The sequence below is a fragment of the Thermomonas sp. S9 genome (assembly GCF_024704365.1).
Classification (GTDB): domain Bacteria; phylum Pseudomonadota; class Gammaproteobacteria; order Xanthomonadales; family Xanthomonadaceae; genus Thermomonas.
Map to the genome: position 1 here is coordinate 47,795 of NZ_JAJDFY010000001.1, position 15,456 is coordinate 63,250.

Annotated in this window: 15 protein-coding genes, 4 pseudogenes and 1 riboswitch; of the genes and pseudogenes, 1 reads left to right on the plus strand and 18 read right to left on the minus strand. The window is 66.8% G+C overall.

Features of this window, described 5'->3' with window-relative positions:
* Positions 1–322: 322 nt before the first annotated feature.
* From LJB71_RS00305 to LJB71_RS00320, 4 genes are all read right to left on the minus strand, one after another.
* Positions 323–730, minus strand: coding sequence for a hypothetical protein (locus LJB71_RS00305; protein ID WP_259302656.1), 408 nt, complete (start codon positions 728–730; stop codon positions 323–325).
* The gene (locus LJB71_RS00310; protein ID WP_259302657.1) at positions 727–1,167 is read right to left on the minus strand and encodes a hypothetical protein; all 441 of its coding nucleotides are present in this window, start codon (positions 1,165–1,167) and stop codon (positions 727–729) included. Before LJB71_RS00310 ends, LJB71_RS00305 begins: the two co-directional genes overlap by 4 nt.
* An 89-nt stretch (positions 1,168–1,256) precedes the next feature.
* Positions 1,257–1,409, minus strand: a complete 153-nt coding sequence (locus LJB71_RS00315; RefSeq protein WP_259302658.1) for an RHS repeat-associated core domain-containing protein — start codon at positions 1,407–1,409, stop codon at positions 1,257–1,259.
* A 16-nt stretch (positions 1,410–1,425) separates the two neighbouring features.
* The gene (locus tag LJB71_RS00320) at positions 1,426–2,055 is read right to left on the minus strand and encodes a hypothetical protein (RefSeq protein ID WP_259302659.1); all 630 of its coding nucleotides are present in this window, start codon (positions 2,053–2,055) and stop codon (positions 1,426–1,428) included.
* A gap of 55 nt (positions 2,056–2,110) precedes the next feature.
* Here LJB71_RS00320 and LJB71_RS00325 point away from each other — a divergent pair.
* Positions 2,111–2,533: pseudogene (locus LJB71_RS00325) on the plus strand (enoyl-CoA hydratase/isomerase family protein); the annotation flags it as partial.
* Between the two features lie 263 nt (positions 2,534–2,796).
* On the opposite strand, the gene LJB71_RS14450 reads toward LJB71_RS00325, so the two are convergent.
* From LJB71_RS14450 to LJB71_RS00400, 14 genes and pseudogenes are all read right to left on the minus strand, one after another.
* Entirely contained in the window at positions 2,797–4,059 is a 1,263-nt protein-coding gene (locus tag LJB71_RS14450) for an RHS repeat-associated core domain-containing protein (protein ID WP_310649367.1), read from the minus strand.
* Between the two features lie 91 nt (positions 4,060–4,150).
* The gene (locus tag LJB71_RS00340; protein WP_259302660.1) at positions 4,151–4,597 is read right to left on the minus strand and encodes a hypothetical protein; all 447 of its coding nucleotides are present in this window, start codon (positions 4,595–4,597) and stop codon (positions 4,151–4,153) included.
* Positions 4,591–5,238 carry an RHS repeat-associated core domain-containing protein gene (locus LJB71_RS00345; RefSeq protein ID WP_259302661.1) on the minus strand — a complete coding sequence of 216 codons (648 nt, stop codon included), beginning with the start codon at positions 5,236–5,238 and terminating at the stop codon, positions 4,591–4,593. Before LJB71_RS00345 ends, LJB71_RS00340 begins: the two co-directional genes overlap by 7 nt.
* Positions 5,235–6,101, minus strand: a complete 867-nt coding sequence (locus tag LJB71_RS00350; RefSeq protein WP_310649428.1) for a hypothetical protein — start codon at positions 6,099–6,101, stop codon at positions 5,235–5,237. Before LJB71_RS00350 ends, LJB71_RS00345 begins: the two co-directional genes overlap by 4 nt.
* Positions 5,990–6,913: a hypothetical protein gene (locus LJB71_RS00355; protein WP_259302662.1), complete on the minus strand. Its 924-nt coding sequence runs from the start codon at positions 6,911–6,913 to the stop codon at positions 5,990–5,992. Before LJB71_RS00355 ends, LJB71_RS00350 begins: the two co-directional genes overlap by 112 nt.
* Positions 6,844–8,718, minus strand: coding sequence for a DUF6531 domain-containing protein (locus tag LJB71_RS00360; RefSeq protein WP_259302666.1), 1,875 nt, complete (start codon positions 8,716–8,718; stop codon positions 6,844–6,846). The genes LJB71_RS00355 and LJB71_RS00360 overlap by 70 nt, the downstream gene beginning before the upstream one ends.
* A gap of 568 nt (positions 8,719–9,286) precedes the next feature.
* Positions 9,287–10,174, minus strand: a pseudogene (gene thiL / locus LJB71_RS00365) (thiamine-phosphate kinase); the annotation flags it as partial.
* A gap of 31 nt (positions 10,175–10,205) precedes the next feature.
* A complete protein-coding gene (gene nusB / locus LJB71_RS00370; protein WP_114960973.1) occupies positions 10,206–10,664 on the minus strand; it encodes a transcription antitermination factor NusB in 459 nt (152 codons plus the stop codon).
* Positions 10,661–11,138 (minus strand): annotated as a pseudogene (ribH, locus tag LJB71_RS00375) (6,7-dimethyl-8-ribityllumazine synthase). The gene nusB and the pseudogene ribH overlap by 4 nt, the downstream one beginning before the upstream one ends.
* Before the next feature lie 30 nt (positions 11,139–11,168).
* Positions 11,169–12,275 carry a 3,4-dihydroxy-2-butanone-4-phosphate synthase gene (gene ribB, locus LJB71_RS00380; protein ID WP_114960975.1) on the minus strand — a complete coding sequence of 369 codons (1,107 nt, stop codon included), beginning with the start codon at positions 12,273–12,275 and terminating at the stop codon, positions 11,169–11,171.
* A pseudogene (locus LJB71_RS00385) lies at positions 12,272–12,872 on the minus strand (riboflavin synthase). Before LJB71_RS00385 ends, ribB begins: the two are co-directional and overlap by 4 nt.
* A gap of 73 nt (positions 12,873–12,945) precedes the next feature.
* A riboswitch (FMN riboswitch) is annotated at positions 12,946–13,119 on the minus strand.
* A 113-nt stretch (positions 13,120–13,232) separates the two neighbouring features.
* A complete protein-coding gene (ribD, locus tag LJB71_RS00390; RefSeq protein WP_259302667.1) occupies positions 13,233–14,342 on the minus strand; it encodes a bifunctional diaminohydroxyphosphoribosylaminopyrimidine deaminase/5-amino-6-(5-phosphoribosylamino)uracil reductase RibD in 1,110 nt (369 codons plus the stop codon).
* A complete protein-coding gene (gene nrdR / locus LJB71_RS00395) occupies positions 14,339–14,872 on the minus strand; it encodes a transcriptional regulator NrdR (RefSeq protein ID WP_259302668.1) in 534 nt (177 codons plus the stop codon). Before nrdR ends, ribD begins: the two co-directional genes overlap by 4 nt.
* Positions 14,873–14,881: 9 nt before the next feature.
* Positions 14,882–15,433, minus strand: coding sequence for an energy transducer TonB (locus LJB71_RS00400; RefSeq protein WP_259302669.1), 552 nt, complete (start codon positions 15,431–15,433; stop codon positions 14,882–14,884).
* Between the last annotated feature and the right edge of the window lie 23 nt (positions 15,434–15,456).

Genomic DNA, 15,456 nt, shown 5'->3' on the forward strand with positions numbered 1-15,456 from the left:
CCTGCACCAGCCGGTTGCCGCTGGCGGCGTAGGCGTAGCCCGTCGCGCTCGCCGGCAGGGTATTCCCCAGGCTCACCCGGTTGCCCACCGCGTCGTACCCGTAGCTGGCCACGTTGCCGCCTGCGTGCTCCGCGCGCACCAGCCGCGACAGCGCGTCGTACTGGAACTGCTGCGTCTGCGCCGCATTCACACCATCGGTGATCGCGGTGATGCGGTCCAAAGCCATGGCACAGGAATTTTCTGCTTACGGCGAGAAAGTGAACCTGACCCCGATACGCGATACGCTACGCCCGAAGGGCGAGGCTTTTTGATTCTACACAACTCATTTTGGCAACTTTGCGGTCAAGCTAAAAATGATACCAACAACAAGCCCGATCATTGCTCCAACCGGAATGGTGCGCGCAAGTGATGGGGGGCGAAGGCTCAACTGCCAATAACCAACCCATATAGCCGAACCGAGAACAGCAGCCCCGATACAAACAAACGCCCAAGTCAACCAGCCTCTTGAACGAAGCCACAAAAGGTATGGCAGACCAAATAGCAACATTGCGCCATAACTAATGGGTAATCCGAACAAGAAAACGAACAGCATGGCGACAGGCAGATCACGGAGCCCGTAAACCCCAAAATTCGACAGCGCTTCCCAAGCCACAGCAAAAGTAATTGATAGCGGCACTCCCAATGGAGCAATCAGTGCCGCCTTCCAAATGGATGACTTGGTCACAGTCATGGCTGGCACGCCGGCGCACTGCACCATTTCCATCCACCCATATTGCCGATGACGGGAATATCACCACCAAAGACCGGGAATGGCCCCCATCCATCAGTAGCGCCATAGCTTCTGAAAACGGCGTTGTGGAAATCCGAAATGCTCTGCGCCGACACTCTGATTGGATTATTTGGCGTAGCGCCGGAGAGTTGGTTCACGCGAGCATTCATCAGGTCTTTTCTGATGTTCTCCATGTCCGCATCAGGGCAATTGCTACCCCCGCGCTTCAAAGAGTTGCGCAGATTTCCGTTGGTGAAAATGGCACCAACCATCGATGAAACACTGTTGCCTTGTCCTGTTGCCACGACCCTCGCTGCACAGGCATACGAATCTCCGCCCGCACAAGCCGCCTGGTAATAGACGCCGTAGTTCCCAGCGTTTGCATAACTCAATTCCACCGGAGTATTCCAGCAACCACGTTGGTTACACGCCAATCCCATGCGATCAGTGAGGTTTACAGGGTTCCCATAAACATACCCATACGTATTCACCCCCCCGCCAGCCCGATCGGGTCGGACTGCAGGTAGCGGCCCAGGTCCGCGTCGTATTCGCGGTAGCCGTTGTGCCACAGCCCCGATTCGGCATCGTAGTACTGCCCCGGGAACCCCAGGTTCAGCCCGCCGAGGGTGTCGCGCGTCACGCGGCGGCCAAATGCGCTATTCGCCGCCTTCCATACCCCCCTGCTGCCCGGCGTCGGTGACCAGCTGCGGTCTCCCCAGGTGGTCATTGTGCAGGTAATAGAGCTGATCATTGCGCACCAGGGCGATGGGCTCGCTGCCACGGTAGATGTAGCTCGTCCATTGCCCGTCGGTGTATTCGACCAGCAGCCGGTTGAAACCGGCATACACATACCGACTCTGGTGGCTGGCGTTGCGCTTGCCCATCCGCTGCTCCAGGGCGTTCACCGTGTAGGTCGTGGTCATCCCCTGCGCCGTGTGGCCGGCCAGGCGGCCGAAGGGATCATACGCCAGCGTGTGCGTGATGCCTGCGGCATCGGTGTACGCGGTGACATTGCCGGTGGCGTCATACGTGAACCCGCGGCTCACCCCGCCCGTCACCCCCTGCAGCAGCCGGTTGCCATCCGGCGCGTAGGTGTACGTGCCTGCGCTGACCGGGACGGTATTCCCCAGGCTCACCCGGTTGCCGACCGCGTCATACCCATACGTCGCCACGTTCCCGCCCGCGTGCTCCGACCGCACCAGGCGCGACAGCGCGTCGTACCGGTACTGCTGCGTCTGCGCCGCATCGACGCCGTCGGTGATCGCGGTGATCCGTTCCAAAGCCATGCATGCTGCAGGAGCTTTTTGCTTACGGTCAGGAAGTGAACCTGACCCCGATACGGCGCTGTGCTGCGACTACCGGGTGCTGGCCGACGGCCCCTACCGGATCGGCCTGAACGAAACCCAGGTCGGCCTGGTCGCGCCGGAAGGCATCCAGGCCCTGCTGGCGCGCGTGGTCGGCGCGCACCGCGCCGAACGCCTGCTGGTGGAAGGCGCGATGCCGGAGGCGCGCGAGGCGCTGCGGATCGGCCTGGTGGACGAGCTCACCGACATCGACGACGTCCCCGCACGCGCACGCGCCTGGCTGGAGCGGCTACTGCACCTGCCGTCGATGCCGATGCGCGAGACCCGCGCGATCGCCCGCCGCGACGTCGTGGCGGCGCTGGCGCCGGAGCGCATCGAGCTCGAACGCTTCGTCGAACAGTGGAGCCACCCGGACACCCAGGCCGCGCTGCGCGCGATGCTGGCGCGGATCGGAAAGTAAGCCAGCGCCCCTGAATGCCGAACGCCCGCTGTTGCTGCATCAGTGCGGGTTGTTCAGATTCCCTCTGGCATCGACTGGTACGGCTTAAGGGGGCAGGTCACTAGCATCACGTAATTACCATGCCAACCAACGCAATGATGATTGCCGCGACAACCAAGACCCACGCTACTTGGAACCCAGCGAAGAAGTACCCAACAGCCCATATTGCCGAAAGAATGACAATCCCAATAACCAGCCTCCTGAATATCGACATGGCTTCGCTATTAATCTTTACAAAAGCATGGCGAGCCATTGGATTTATTCACCGCATCTGCAGCCGCAGTGGCTGCAACTGCAGCGGCTGCACCACTATTCAAAGTCGCATTCGTTGCGGATGATTTCGACAAAACTTTTGCCGCATCAAATCCGTATTTTTCCATTTGCGCTTGAAAGCTTGGCTGCCTGATACCAGCAAAAACTGGCGCAAGTGGCCCACGGAACAAATCTTTTAACGAATTCCGAGCCGCCACCGCGAATGCAGCTTGCCCTATTGTTGTTGGCTCCAATGTAGCTGCAATCGCAGGGATAGCTTTTGCGAGCCCTGCATACACCAAGCGACCGCCGCCGAGAAGGTACGACTCTGGAGATACCGGTTCGAGCGCTTCGTTCAAGCCTGCCTGTGTGTAATAGCACTCCCGCAATCCGAACGGGTCAATGCGCGATATCGGATTCCCCCCAACATAGGCATACGTATTCACCCCACCCGCCAGCCCGATCGGGTCGGACTGCAGGTAACGGCCCAGGCCCGCGTCGTACTCGCGGTAGCCGTTGTGCCACAGGCCGGATTCGGCATCGTAGTACTGCCCCGGGAAGCCCAGGTTCAGCCCGCCGATGGTGTCGAGAGTGACGCCGCGGTCGAACGCCCGGTTGGCCGCCTTCCACACCACCTGCTGCCCGGCATTGGTCGCCAGTTGCGGCCGGCCCAGGTGGTCGGGGTGCAGGAAGTAGAGCTGGTTATTGCGCACCAGGGCGATGGGCTCGCTGCCACGGTAGATGTAGCTCGTCCATTGCCCGTCGGTGTATTCGACCAGCAGCCGGTTGAAACCGGCATACACATACCGACTCTGGTGGCTGGCGTTGCGCTTGCCCATCCGCTGCTCCAGGGCGTTCACCGTGTAGGTCGTGGTCATCCCCTGCGCCGTGTGGCCGGCCAGGCGGCCGAAGGGATCATACGCCAGCGTGTGCGTGATGCCTGCGGCATCGGTGTACGCGGTGACATTGCCGGTGGCGTCATACGTGAACCCGCGGCTCACCCCGCCCGTGGCCGCCTGCAACAGGCGGTTGCTGTCCGGCGCGTAGGTGTACGTGCCTGCGCCGACCGGGACGGTATTCCCCAGGCTCACCCGGTTGCCCACCGCGTCATACCCATACGTCGCCACGTTGCCGCCCGCGTGCTCCGACCGCACCAGGCGCGACAGCGCGTCGTACCGGTACTGCTGCGTCTGCGTCGCATCGATGCCATCGGTGATCGCGGTGATGCGGCCCAAAGCCATGGTGCAGGAGCTTTCTGCTTACGGCCAGAAAGTGAACCTGACCCCGATACAAACCTGACCCCGATATGGGTTGATACGCCACAGTTCACTTGACCTGGCAAACGGCATCGGCATTGCCCCAATTGACTTGCAGAGCGTATGAGCGATCCGATCCAAGCGGCGTTACTTCTGCAACAAGATCGCCTTTGCAGTAGCGCTCATAATTTCCATAAGCCACTCGCGCCTTGCGCCATCCATGTGCCTCCATCCGTTTCTGACTGTCATCTACTGCGAACACATCCCTTTCCCCCTTTATTTTCACCCGCGCAGATATGTAGACGGATTGTTTTTCAAACAGCTTTACGGCCGATGACTTTTCTCCACGAAAGGCCACGACTACTTCATCCAGCTCTCTACTGATCCTCTCTCGACTCGGCTTTTCTGATTTGCTCAAGTAACGCATGTGGCCAACGACCGAGTACAGGCAGAAGGCGATGAAAGCCAAGCCGAGCACATTTAAGAGGATGGATCGCGGCGTCATTATCTTCACCATCCCGGAAGTGACCATGGCGTCTGAGTGCCAACGGACCCTGGCGAAACCTCCACACCGGCACCCAAGCCGTAGAGGACCGCACCACCACTACCAGGGGAATATGCAACACCTCCACCAATCACGTCGTGTGCAGTGGCAGAATAGCCAAGACCGGTAAGGAACTTGTCGGTTTTAGCCCCTTGCTCTTTTGCATTGGGGCAGTACGACATCAAGTTCCCCGCATTCAACGAGACGCCCAGCCCGCGCACCGGGTTTGGATATGCCCTTCCGATACCACCAGATGTGAAGATATTGCCACTTCGACTCAGCGTGATGCTGCCGCCAAACACATATAGCGATGCCGACAACTGAATGAAATCTGGGGCTCGTCCTGTGTTTTGCCGAATTCCACCATCAGCAAGATAGATCGCTCTATATGCCGCCCCCGTCTCCAATCCAAGCGGATCAATAAGATTTACCGGGTTTCCAAAGGTATAGGCATACGTATTCACCCCACCCGCCAGCCCGATCGGGTCGGACTGCAGGTAGCGGCCCAGGCTGGCGTCGTATTCGCGGTAGCCGTTGTGCCATAGGCCGGATTCGGCATCGTAGTACTGCCCCGGAAACCCCAGGTTCAGCCCGCCGAAGGTGTCGCGCGTCACGCGGCGATCGAATGCGCTATTCGCCGCCTTCCACACCCCTGCTGGCCGGCGTCGGTGACCAGCTGCGGTCTCCCCAGGTGGTCATTGTGCAGGTAATAGAGCTGATCATTGCGCACCAGGGCGATGGGCTCGCTGCCGCTATAGACGTAGCTGGTCCACGCGCCATCGGTGTACTCCGCCAGCAACTGATTGAAGCCGGCGTACACGTAGCGGCTCTGGTGGCTGGCGTTGCGCTTGCCCATCCGCTGCTCCAGGGCGTTCACCGTGTAGGTCGTGGTCAGCCCCTGCGCCGTGTGGCCGGCCAGGCGCCCGAAGGGATCATACGCCAGGGTGTGCGTGATGCCTGCGGCATCGGTGTACGCGGTGACATTGCCGGTGGCATCGTAGGTGAACCCGCGGCTCACCCCGCCCGTGGCCTGCAACAGGCGGTTGCTGTCCGGCGCGTAGGTGTACGTGCCTGCGCCGACCGGGACGGTATTCCCCAGGCTCACCCGGTTGCCGACCGCGTCATACCCATACGTCGCCACGTTCCCGCCCGCGTGCTCCGACCGCACCAGGCGCGACAGCGCGTCGTACTGGTACTGCTGCGTCTGCGCCGCATCGACGCCGTCGGTGATCGCGGTGATCCGGTCCGCCGCATCGAACCCGTAGGTCAGGCTCTGCAGCGGGCCCGCCGCCGCATTCGTGCTGATGCCGATGATGCGCCGGTCGGTGTCGTAGCTGAAGGTGCGCAGCAGCCCGTTGCCATAGGTCAGATACGCCGGCGGGCCAAACGCCTGATACCCCCCAGCGTCGCCACCGTGGTCGTACTGCCGTTCACCATCGCCGTGACCGTCGCCAGGTGCCCATCGGCATAGCCATATCCGACCGTGATGCCGCTGGGATATTCAAGCCGCGCCAGCCGCCCCATGCCGTCGTACCCGTAGCGCGTGGTGTCGGTGGTGCCGTCGAGGGTGTCCTGCCGGGTGGCGAGCTGGCCCCAGGGGGTATAGGCGAAGCTGGCGGCTGTCGCCGTGCCGCCGGTCTTCGCCGCCACGCACAGGAGCCCCTTGCCGTTGGTGCAGGCATCGTAGGTCAGCGTGCGCGTCTGCCCGCCCGCGCTCTGGCTGACCAGGCGCCCCAGCCCATCATAGCCATAGGCAATGACGGTGAGATCCGCCTTCTGGGCCTGCGTCAATTGCCCGACGCCGTTGTAGGTGAACGCAGTGGTGCCGGTGTCCGGGCTGACCTGCGCCAGCAGGTGGCCCAGCCCGTCATAGGTGTAGCGGGTGACAGTCCCGCGCGCATCGCGCACCGACACCACCCGCCCCAGCGCGTCATACCCCGTCTCCGTGGTCCCCGCCGCGTCGGTCACCGTGGTGACACGGCGCTGGCGGTCGTAGCCGTAGCTGACCGTATTGCCCAGCGCATCGCTGATCTGGTCCAGATCGCCATTGGCATTGTAGTGGTAGGTCGTAGCCTGCCCGTGCTCGCCCTTGCGGCGGCTGAGGAAGCCGTTGCCGTCGTACTCGAACGTCGCCCGCTGCTGGGTCGTGGTGGTCGTGCGCACGACCGGCTTCCGGCGCTCCTGGTCCCACAAGGTCATCCGGTACTGCGAGCTCACCGTCACCGAGAGCGGCTGCGAGAGCAGGTTGTAGGTGTACGCCTGCGTCTCGGTCCAGGTGCGGCTGAGCACGCAGTCCACACCCCTGCCTGATCGCAGGGCTCCTCCAGCGGCAGCGCCGTCACCCGACTGATCGACACCAGCCGACCGTACCCGTCGTACGCACGCTGTACGGTCACCCCGTCGGGCGTCGTCACGCTGACCGGATTGCCGCGATCGTCATATACCGTACGGGTGACCTGCGCCACCCCGTCCACCCAGCGGGTTTCCGTCAGCAGCTGGCCACGCGCGTTGTAGGTGTAGTCGGCGATGGCGCCATTCGGCGAGACCACGCGCCCCGGCTGGCCGAGCGCGTTGTAATTGGAGTACGTCGCCACATGCCCCAGACCGTTGCGCACGCTGGTCAGGTTGCCGGCTGCATCATAGGTATAGATGACCGCATCGCCATCCCCCGCCAGCGGGCCGTCCACCGTCATCGTGGCCACCAGGCCGTTCGGGTGCAGGGTGTAGGCGTAGGTGGTGGTCAGGCTGCCCACCGGGCCGCCTGCCAGATTGGCCACCGTCGCCGACTGCAGCAGGCGCGCGCGCGGATCCCCGTCCGGGTAGTAGGTGTAGGTGGTGGTATTCAGCGGCTGGTCCAGGCTGGCGCCATAGACCTGCAGCTGGTTCAGCCGGGACTTGATCGCCGCATCCCACACCAGGTGCGTGATCTGCTGCTGGTCGGTCTCCCCATTGGGGCCGATGCCGGTGATCTTCTCCATCAGCCGCTGATCGGCATCGTAGGCATAGGTGGTGCGCACGCCGAACTGGTCGCGCTCCTCGATGACGTTGCCGTTCGCATCGTAGAACGTCTGCGCCACGCTGCCGGCGCAGGTGGGCGACGGCGGCCGCTCCACCGCGATGATGCGGCGCACGCCGTCCTGCTCGCTCACGTAGTGGATCGTTTTTTGCCCGAGCGCATTGGTCACTTCGGTGCGGTCATCGAAATACTCGAAGCTGCTGCGCTCGACACCCCCTTCCAGCCCCGACCACTGCACCTTCACGCCACCGGTCGTGCCCATGTACTGCACGCGCAGATAGCGCACGTCGTTGATGGAGACCCCGGTCAGCAGGTCGGCCCCAAACGGGCTTTCGTAGTGATAGGTGCGGGTGCCCAGGTTGTCGGGATAGATGACCTTGGCGAGATAGCCGTTGGCCCCGTAGCCGTAGGCGTAGCTCTTGCCGTTCGGACCGGTGACGCTGGCCACCTTGCCGCCGATCCAGGTCAGGGTCAGGAAGCGGCCGCTGGTGTGGGTGATCCGGGTCAGGCGCCCGCCTGCATCGTAACTGTAGGTCAGACCGATGCCGCGCTCGCCAAGAATCCGCAGCGGGCGGCCGTTGCCGTCGAACTCGTGGCGATCCCCGCTGGCATAGCGCACCACCCAGCCGCCGTTCTCCTGGGTCGCCACGTCCCCCTGCGCGGAGCGCCACTGCCCGTCCACCTGATTGAACCGCACCGGGTAGCCGCTCGGCCCATAGGCATACACGGTCAAGAGCGGCTTGCCGCCGGGGACGCAGGGCTCCACATGGTCCAGATACGCCCAGCACACCAGATTCTGGTATTCGAACACCAGGGTGTAATCGATGTTGGAACTCCACGAAGGCCCGAAGGCCCCGATCTTGGTGTTGCCCTGCTGGTAGAGCCGGTTCAGCGTCAGCGGGATGCCTTCGCCCACCGAGGGAATATCGAATTCAGGCAGGAACTTGGTGCCGGTGGCAATCCGCACCGGGTGGTTGGTCGCGTTTTTGTTTTTATTGTCACAGGGGTCCTGCACCTTCTGGCGGCCCTTGTCCGCCACCTTGCCCTGAGAAGCGCCACCGCCGCCACCAAAGTCCAAGGTTGGCGTAAACCAACTACCGGGAAAATCAAAATAGATCGGAGGAACCCAGTACTCCGTCAACGTTATTCCATAAACCACGACTGTTTCTGAATCATGCGGAGGCGGCTTCTGCTCACTGGGTGCCTGCTCCACCGCCTGCGTAGTTCCGGATGCCATCAAAATCCCGGCCGCCAGAACTACCCCCCGACACTGATCCGATTGAATGCCCGCATCCCTTCCTCCCTTGCAGGACTGGCCTGCGCCTGCGCGGCGCGCTTTGAAATGCCGTGGAATATTGCGAACGCCCGACTCCCTCTGCGCGAGCGATGCGCGCAGGCCCCTAGGAAACACGGACGGCAAGAGGCTAGCATTCAGGTCACTCCATAGGCAATCCCGTCCGCATGCGAGGCTGTGGCCGCTCGCGGTAATGCTGCAACGTCAGGCTCTCCCTGATGCCCCCGATCACTGCACGTCCGCCCCCCCCACGCGGCGCGGGTCGCGAGGGACGTGTCGGGCAACGCCCGCGTGCGCGCCGCTACGCGAAATGCTGGTAGCCCGGTGGCACCGGCCCGAGGCCGGCGCAGTGGACGCCGCTGCCGGCGACGATGCGGCCGATGCGCGTCAGCGGCAGCCGCAGCGGTGCGGCCAGCGTCTGCAGCGCCGCGCGCTGGGTGGCCGGAGCGGTGAAGCACAGTTCGTAATCGTCGCCGCCGGTGGCCTGCAATACGCGCCGGGCATCGGCCGCAAACGCGCCGCGCAGTGCGTCGCTGGCCGGCAGCGTATCGGCCTCGATCTCGGCACCAACGCCACTGGCGCGCGCGATGTGCGCAAGATCGGCCAGCAGGCCGTCGCTGATGTCGATGCAGGCCGATGCAATCCCGCGCAGGGCCAGGCCCAGCGCCACCCGCGGCGTGGGGCGGTCCAGCCGCGCGCGCAACGGCGGCGCGATCGCCGTGCCCGCCTGCCATTGCGCCAGCGCGCCGGCGGCATCGCCCAGGGTGCCACTGACCCAGACCTCATCGCCAACGCGCGCGCCGTCGCGGCGCAGGGCCGCGCCCGCCGGTACGAACCCGTGCGCAGCGATGGACACGGACAGCGGGCCGCGGGTGGTATCGCCGCCGACCAGCGCCACGTCGTGCTGCGCCGCGAGGGCGAGGAAGCCATCGCAGGAAGCCATCCACGAAGGCGGCGTCGGCATGCGGCAACGTCAATGAGAGCGTGCACCAGGCCGGCTGCGCGCCCATCGCGGCAAGGTCGGAAAGATTGACCGCCAGCGCCTTCCAGCCGATGTCGGCAGGCGCCGTTTCTGGGGGAAATGCACCCCCGCGTTGAGGGTGTCCATCGTCACCGCCAGCTGAATGCCCGGAGGCGGCGCGAGCAGCGCGCAGTCGTCGCCGATCCCCAGCGCCACGTCGTCGCGCGCGGCGATGCGCCGGCGGATGCGCGCGATCAGGTCGAATTCACCCTCGGACATGCGGCTTCCGGCACGGCCCGCGCGGGGCGGATTACTTCTTCGCTTCCACGCCGCGCAGCATCGCGGCGGCCTTGTCCAGCACGCCGTTGACGTAGGTGTGGCCGTGCTCGGAGCCGAAGCGCTTGGTGGAGTCGATGGCCTCGTTGATCACCACCCGGTACGGCACGTCCGGACGGTGCATGAGTTCGTAGGCGGCGATCCGCAGCGCGGCGCGCTCGATCGGGTCCACCTCGGCGATGCCGCGGTCCAGGTGCCCGGCCAGCGCCGCGTCCAGCGCATCGACGTGGCGCAGCACGCCGCGCACCAGGTCCTCGAAGTATTCGAGGTCGGCCACTTCGTGCGCCTGCTCGTGCGCGAACTGGGCCAGCAGGCTGCGCTCGTCGGCGCGGTTGATCTGCCAGGCGTAGATCGCCTGCAGTGCACGCCGGCGCGAACGCGAGCGGGCCACGGGGTCGATGCCGTCGGGACGGCGGCGATGGTGTTCGTTCATACCAGCTCCTGGAGCTTGCGGCGGAGGTCGGCCATCTCGATCGCCACCAGCGCCGCCTCCTCGCCCTTGTTGCCGTGGCTTGCCGCCGGCGCGGGCCAGGGCATCCTCGAAGCGTTCCACCGCCAGCACGCCATTTAGCACCGGCACCCCGGTATCCAGCGCCACCCGCATCAGGCCCTCGGAGGCGCCGTCGGCCACCTGCGCGTAGTGGCGGGTGTCGCCGCGCACCACGCAACCCAGGGCGACGATCGCCGCATGGCGGCCGGCCAGCGCCAGCGCGCGCGCGGCCACCGGCAGCTCCCACGCGCCCGGCACCCGCACCACGTCGATCCCGGCCTCGGGCACGCCGTTGGCGAGGAAGGTGGCACGCGCGGACTCCACCAGCGCATCCACGATGCGTGGGTTCCAGCGGCTGGCAAGGATCGCGAAGCGCGCACCCGGATGGATGCGCAGGTCGCCTTCGAGGTGCGGCATCGGCGTGGACAGGCAATGGGGCCGTGCAGTTTACCGCGCCGGCAGGGCCGCGTACTCCACCACCTCCAGCCCGTAGCCGGCCAACCCGACCTGGCGCCGCGGCGTGCCCAGCACCCGCAGCCGGTGCAGGCCGAGGTCGGCCAGGATCTGCGAACCGGCGCCGGTGCGCCGCCACTGCGCCAGCGCGCCGGCCTTCGAGGGCGGCGGGGCCGGCTGCTCGCGGATGCGCGCCAGCACCGCCTCGGCATCCGGGGCCTCGCCCAGCAGCACCAGCACCCCGCGTCCTTCGCCGGCGATCATCGCCAGCACGTCGCCCACCAGCGGGCCGAAATCGGCGCGCCGCCAGTGCAGCGCGTCCGCCAGCGGATTCTGCGCCTGCACCCGCACCAGCACCGGGGCGTCCCCGGCAACGTCCCCGCGCACCAGCGCGAAATGCAGGCCGCGGGTGAGACGGTCTCGGTAGGTGTGCAAGGTGAACGCACCGTGGTCGGTCTCGATCGGGCGGCTGTCGATGCGCTCCACCGTGTGCTCGGTTTCCAGCCGGTACCGGATCAGGTCCTCGATCGACCCGATCTTCAGCCCGTGCGTGCGCGCGAACACCTCCAGCTCGGGCCGGCGCGCCATGCTGCCGTCGGGATTGAGGATCTCCACCAGCACCCCGGCCGGCTCGAAGCCCGCCAGCCGGGCGAGATCCGAGGCCGCTTCGGTATGCCCGGCGCGGGTCAGCACGCCGCCGGGCTGCGCGGTGAGCGGGAAGATGTGGCCGGGCTGGCTGAGGTCGGAGGGCTTGGCGTCCGGGCGCACCGCGGTACGGATGGTGTGCGCGCGGTCGTAGGCGGAAATGCCGGTGGTGACGCCCTCGGCGGCCTCGATCGAAACCGTGAAATTGGTGTGGTGCGGCGAGGTGTTGTCGCGCACCATCGGGTTCAGGCCCAGCTGCGCGCAGCGCTCGCGGGTCAGCGACAGGCACACCAGCCCGCGCGCGTGGGTCACCATGAAGTTGATGTCGGATGGTTTGACCAGCTCGGCGACCATGATCAGGTCGCCCTCGTTCTCGCGGTCCTCGTCGTCGACCACCACCACCATGCGCCCGGCGCGCAGTTCGTCCAGCAGTTCCGGGATGCTCGCAAAGCTCATGCCCAACCCTCCGTCTGCCGCAGGCGTTCCAGGTAGCGCGCCAGCAGATCGACCTCGATGTTCACCGCATCGCCCACGCGCAGCGCGTGGAAGGCGGTGTGCGCCACCGTGTGCGGGATCAGCGCGACCTCGAAGCCGGCCTCGTCCACGGCGTTCACGGTCAGGCTGACGCCGTCCACGCACACCGAGCCCTTGTGCGCGATGTAGCGCAGCAGCCCGCGCGGTGCGGAAAGCGCCAGCGCACAGCGCGCGCGTCCTCCCAGCAGGCCTCGGCCTGCCCTAGCCCGTCCACGTGGCCGCTGACCAGGTGCCCGCCGAGACGGTCGGACGGCCGCAGCGCGCGCTCCAGGTTCAGCGGCGCGCCGAGCGGCAGCTGGCCCAGCGTGGTCAGCGCCAGCGTCTCGCGCGAGGCATCCACCGCGAAGCTGTCCACATCGAACGCCACCACCGTCAGGCAGCAGCCGTTGACCGCGATGCTCTCGCCCAGCCGCACGTCATCGAAGGGCAGCGTGCCGGCTTCGATAATCAAGCGCGCATCGCCCCCCGCGGCTCGCGCGCCCGCAGCGCACCGACGCCCTCGATCAATCCTGTGAACATGTCCGCAAGTCTCCCGCATGGCACGGGAAACGCCGGCAAGGCGCGCGCAGACGCGCGGCGGTTGGCCGCGCGGGTGCGTCTTCTTCCTTCCGGACTGTGACCGTCGGCCCCGGCATGCGACCGGGTCTGCTGACCTTCCCGCCGGCCCGGCCGGGAAGCGCTCGCGGGCTCGCGCGGGCCGCCCCCTCGCCGAGGGAACACCACGCCTACCGCCGGTGGGGACTTCCACCCCGCCCTGAAGACGTTTCGTGAATGATGTGGTGCCGGCGAACCGGCGCAGGCAAGTTTAGCACCGCGCGGTGTCCGGCCCGAGCCCGGACGACCGCCGGAACACAGGGTTCCGCGGACGCTGCCGCCGGCTCAGGCGGCCGCCCCGGCTGCGCGCGCCAGCGGCCGCAGGCGCAGGCGGAGGTCGTCGCCGAGCGGGGTGCAGTCGATCGGCTGCAGGTGGAAGCGCTGCGCCATGTGCTCGATCGACAGGCCGGCGAACAGCGGGCGGGCGGTATCACCGAGCAGGACCGGGGCGATGTAGAGCAGCAGCTCGTCCACCAGGCCGGCGGCGAGGAAGGCGCCGGCGAGGGTGGCGCCGGCTTCCACCTGCACCTCGTTGATGCCGCGCGCGGCGAGCAGGCGCAGCACGGCATCGAGGTCGAAGCGGGTGCCGTGGACCGGCGCGGGCGCATGTTCGACCGCCAGCCCGTGCGGGAGCTTGGCATCCGGCGCGTGCAGGTAGAGGGTGGGCGCGCTGCCCTCGCGCACGTGGCCGCGCGCGACGGTGGCCAGGCCGGCATCCAGCACCACCCGCAGCGGCGGCACGAAGGCGCTGCCGTCGTCCAGACGCACGGTGAGGTGGGGATCGTCCGCGAGCACGGTGCCGGCGCCGGTCAGCAATGCGCCGCTGCGCGCGCGCCAGCGCTGCACGTCCCGCCGCGCGGCCTCGCCGGTGATCCATTTCGATTCGCCGCTGGCCAGCGCGGTGCGGCCGTCCAGGCTCATCGCCAGTTTCAGCCGCAGCCACGGGCGGCCGCGCTCGACGCGCGAGAAGAAGCCGCGGTTGAGTTCGCGCGCCTGAGCTTCCAGCAGGCCGTGTTCCACCGCGATCCCGGCCGCGCGCAGGCGTGCAAAGCCGGCGCCGTCCACCTGCGGGAATGGATCGCGCATCGCCGCGACCACCCGCGCCACCCCGGCTTCGATCAACGCATCCGCGCACGGCGGCGTGCGGCCGTGGTGGGCGCAGGGCTCGAGGGTGACGTAGGCGGTGGCCCCGCGCGCGGCCGCGCCGGCCGCGCGCAGCGCGAACACCTCGGCATGCGGGCCGCCCTGGCGCTGGTGCCAACCCTCGCCGAGCACCGCGCCGTCACGCGCGATCACGCAGCCGACCATCGGGTTCGGGCGGGTGGTGTAGGCGCCGCGCTCGGCCAGGCGCAGGGCTCGCGCCATCAGCGCATGGTCGGCGGCGGAAAAACTCATCGCCGCCGCAGCCGCTCGGGGCCACGCGCGGCCGCGGCGGGCTCGCCGTCCAACAGCGGCAGCTGGCCTTCACCGGGTAGATCGCGCTCCAGCCGGTCCAGTTCCTCGCGGAAATCGGCCACGTCCTCGAAACTGCGGTACACCGAGGCGAAGCGCACGTAGCCGACGTGGTCGAGCTTGCGCAACTGCTCCATCACGAACTCGCCGACCCGGCGCGAGGGCAGCTCGCGCTCGCCACTCATGCGCACCGCGTGCACCACCGCGCGCACCGCGGCCTCCACCTGCTCATCCGAAACCGGCCGCTTCTGCAGCGCGCGGTCGAAGCCGGCGCGCAGCTTGCGCGCGTCGAACGCCTCGCGGCGGTCGTCGCTCTTGATGATCGCCGGCAGCTTCAGCTCGATGGTCTCGAGGGTGGAGAAGCGCTCGCCGCAGGCCTCGCAGCCGCGGCGGCGGCGGATGGTCGCGCCGTCCTCGCTGACCCGCGAGTCAAGGACGCGGGTATCGGCATGCTGGCAGAACGGGCAGTGCATCGGCCGCGGTCACTCCTGGCTGCCGCCACCGCTGCCGGAATCGCCGCCGCTGCCGCCGCCACGCCGGATCGGGCGGAACGAGATCGGCACCGCGAGCACGCTGGTGACCGGCTTGCCGTCGATCGTGGCCGGCTCGAAGCTGGCGTTGCGCAGGACGCGCTTGGCGGCGATGGCAAAGGCGCCATCGGACATGCACACGGCTTCCGCCGCCAGCGGCTTGCCGTCGGCACCGACCAGCACAGCCACCACCACCGTGGCCGGCTTGCCTTCCAGCCCGCGCGGCGGGATCACCTTGCCGCTGCTGATGACTTTCGGCGGGGTGTGCGAGGCGGTCGCGGCCGGCGCCTGCGGCCAGGCCCCGCCGAACACCTCGCCCATGGTCTTGCCTTCGAACGGCTGCACATCGCCGCGGCGGCAGGTGACCGGCAGGTCGCGCGCGCCGGGGGTGCTGTAGTCGGTATTGCTGCTCCAGCGCGGCGCCGGCGACTGCGCCTGCGCGGTGGCGGCGACCGCGGCAAGCCCGGCGAGGGCGGTGGGAAGCAGGAAACGGGGCTTGCGCATGGCGGGATCCTTCTGGAGTCAGG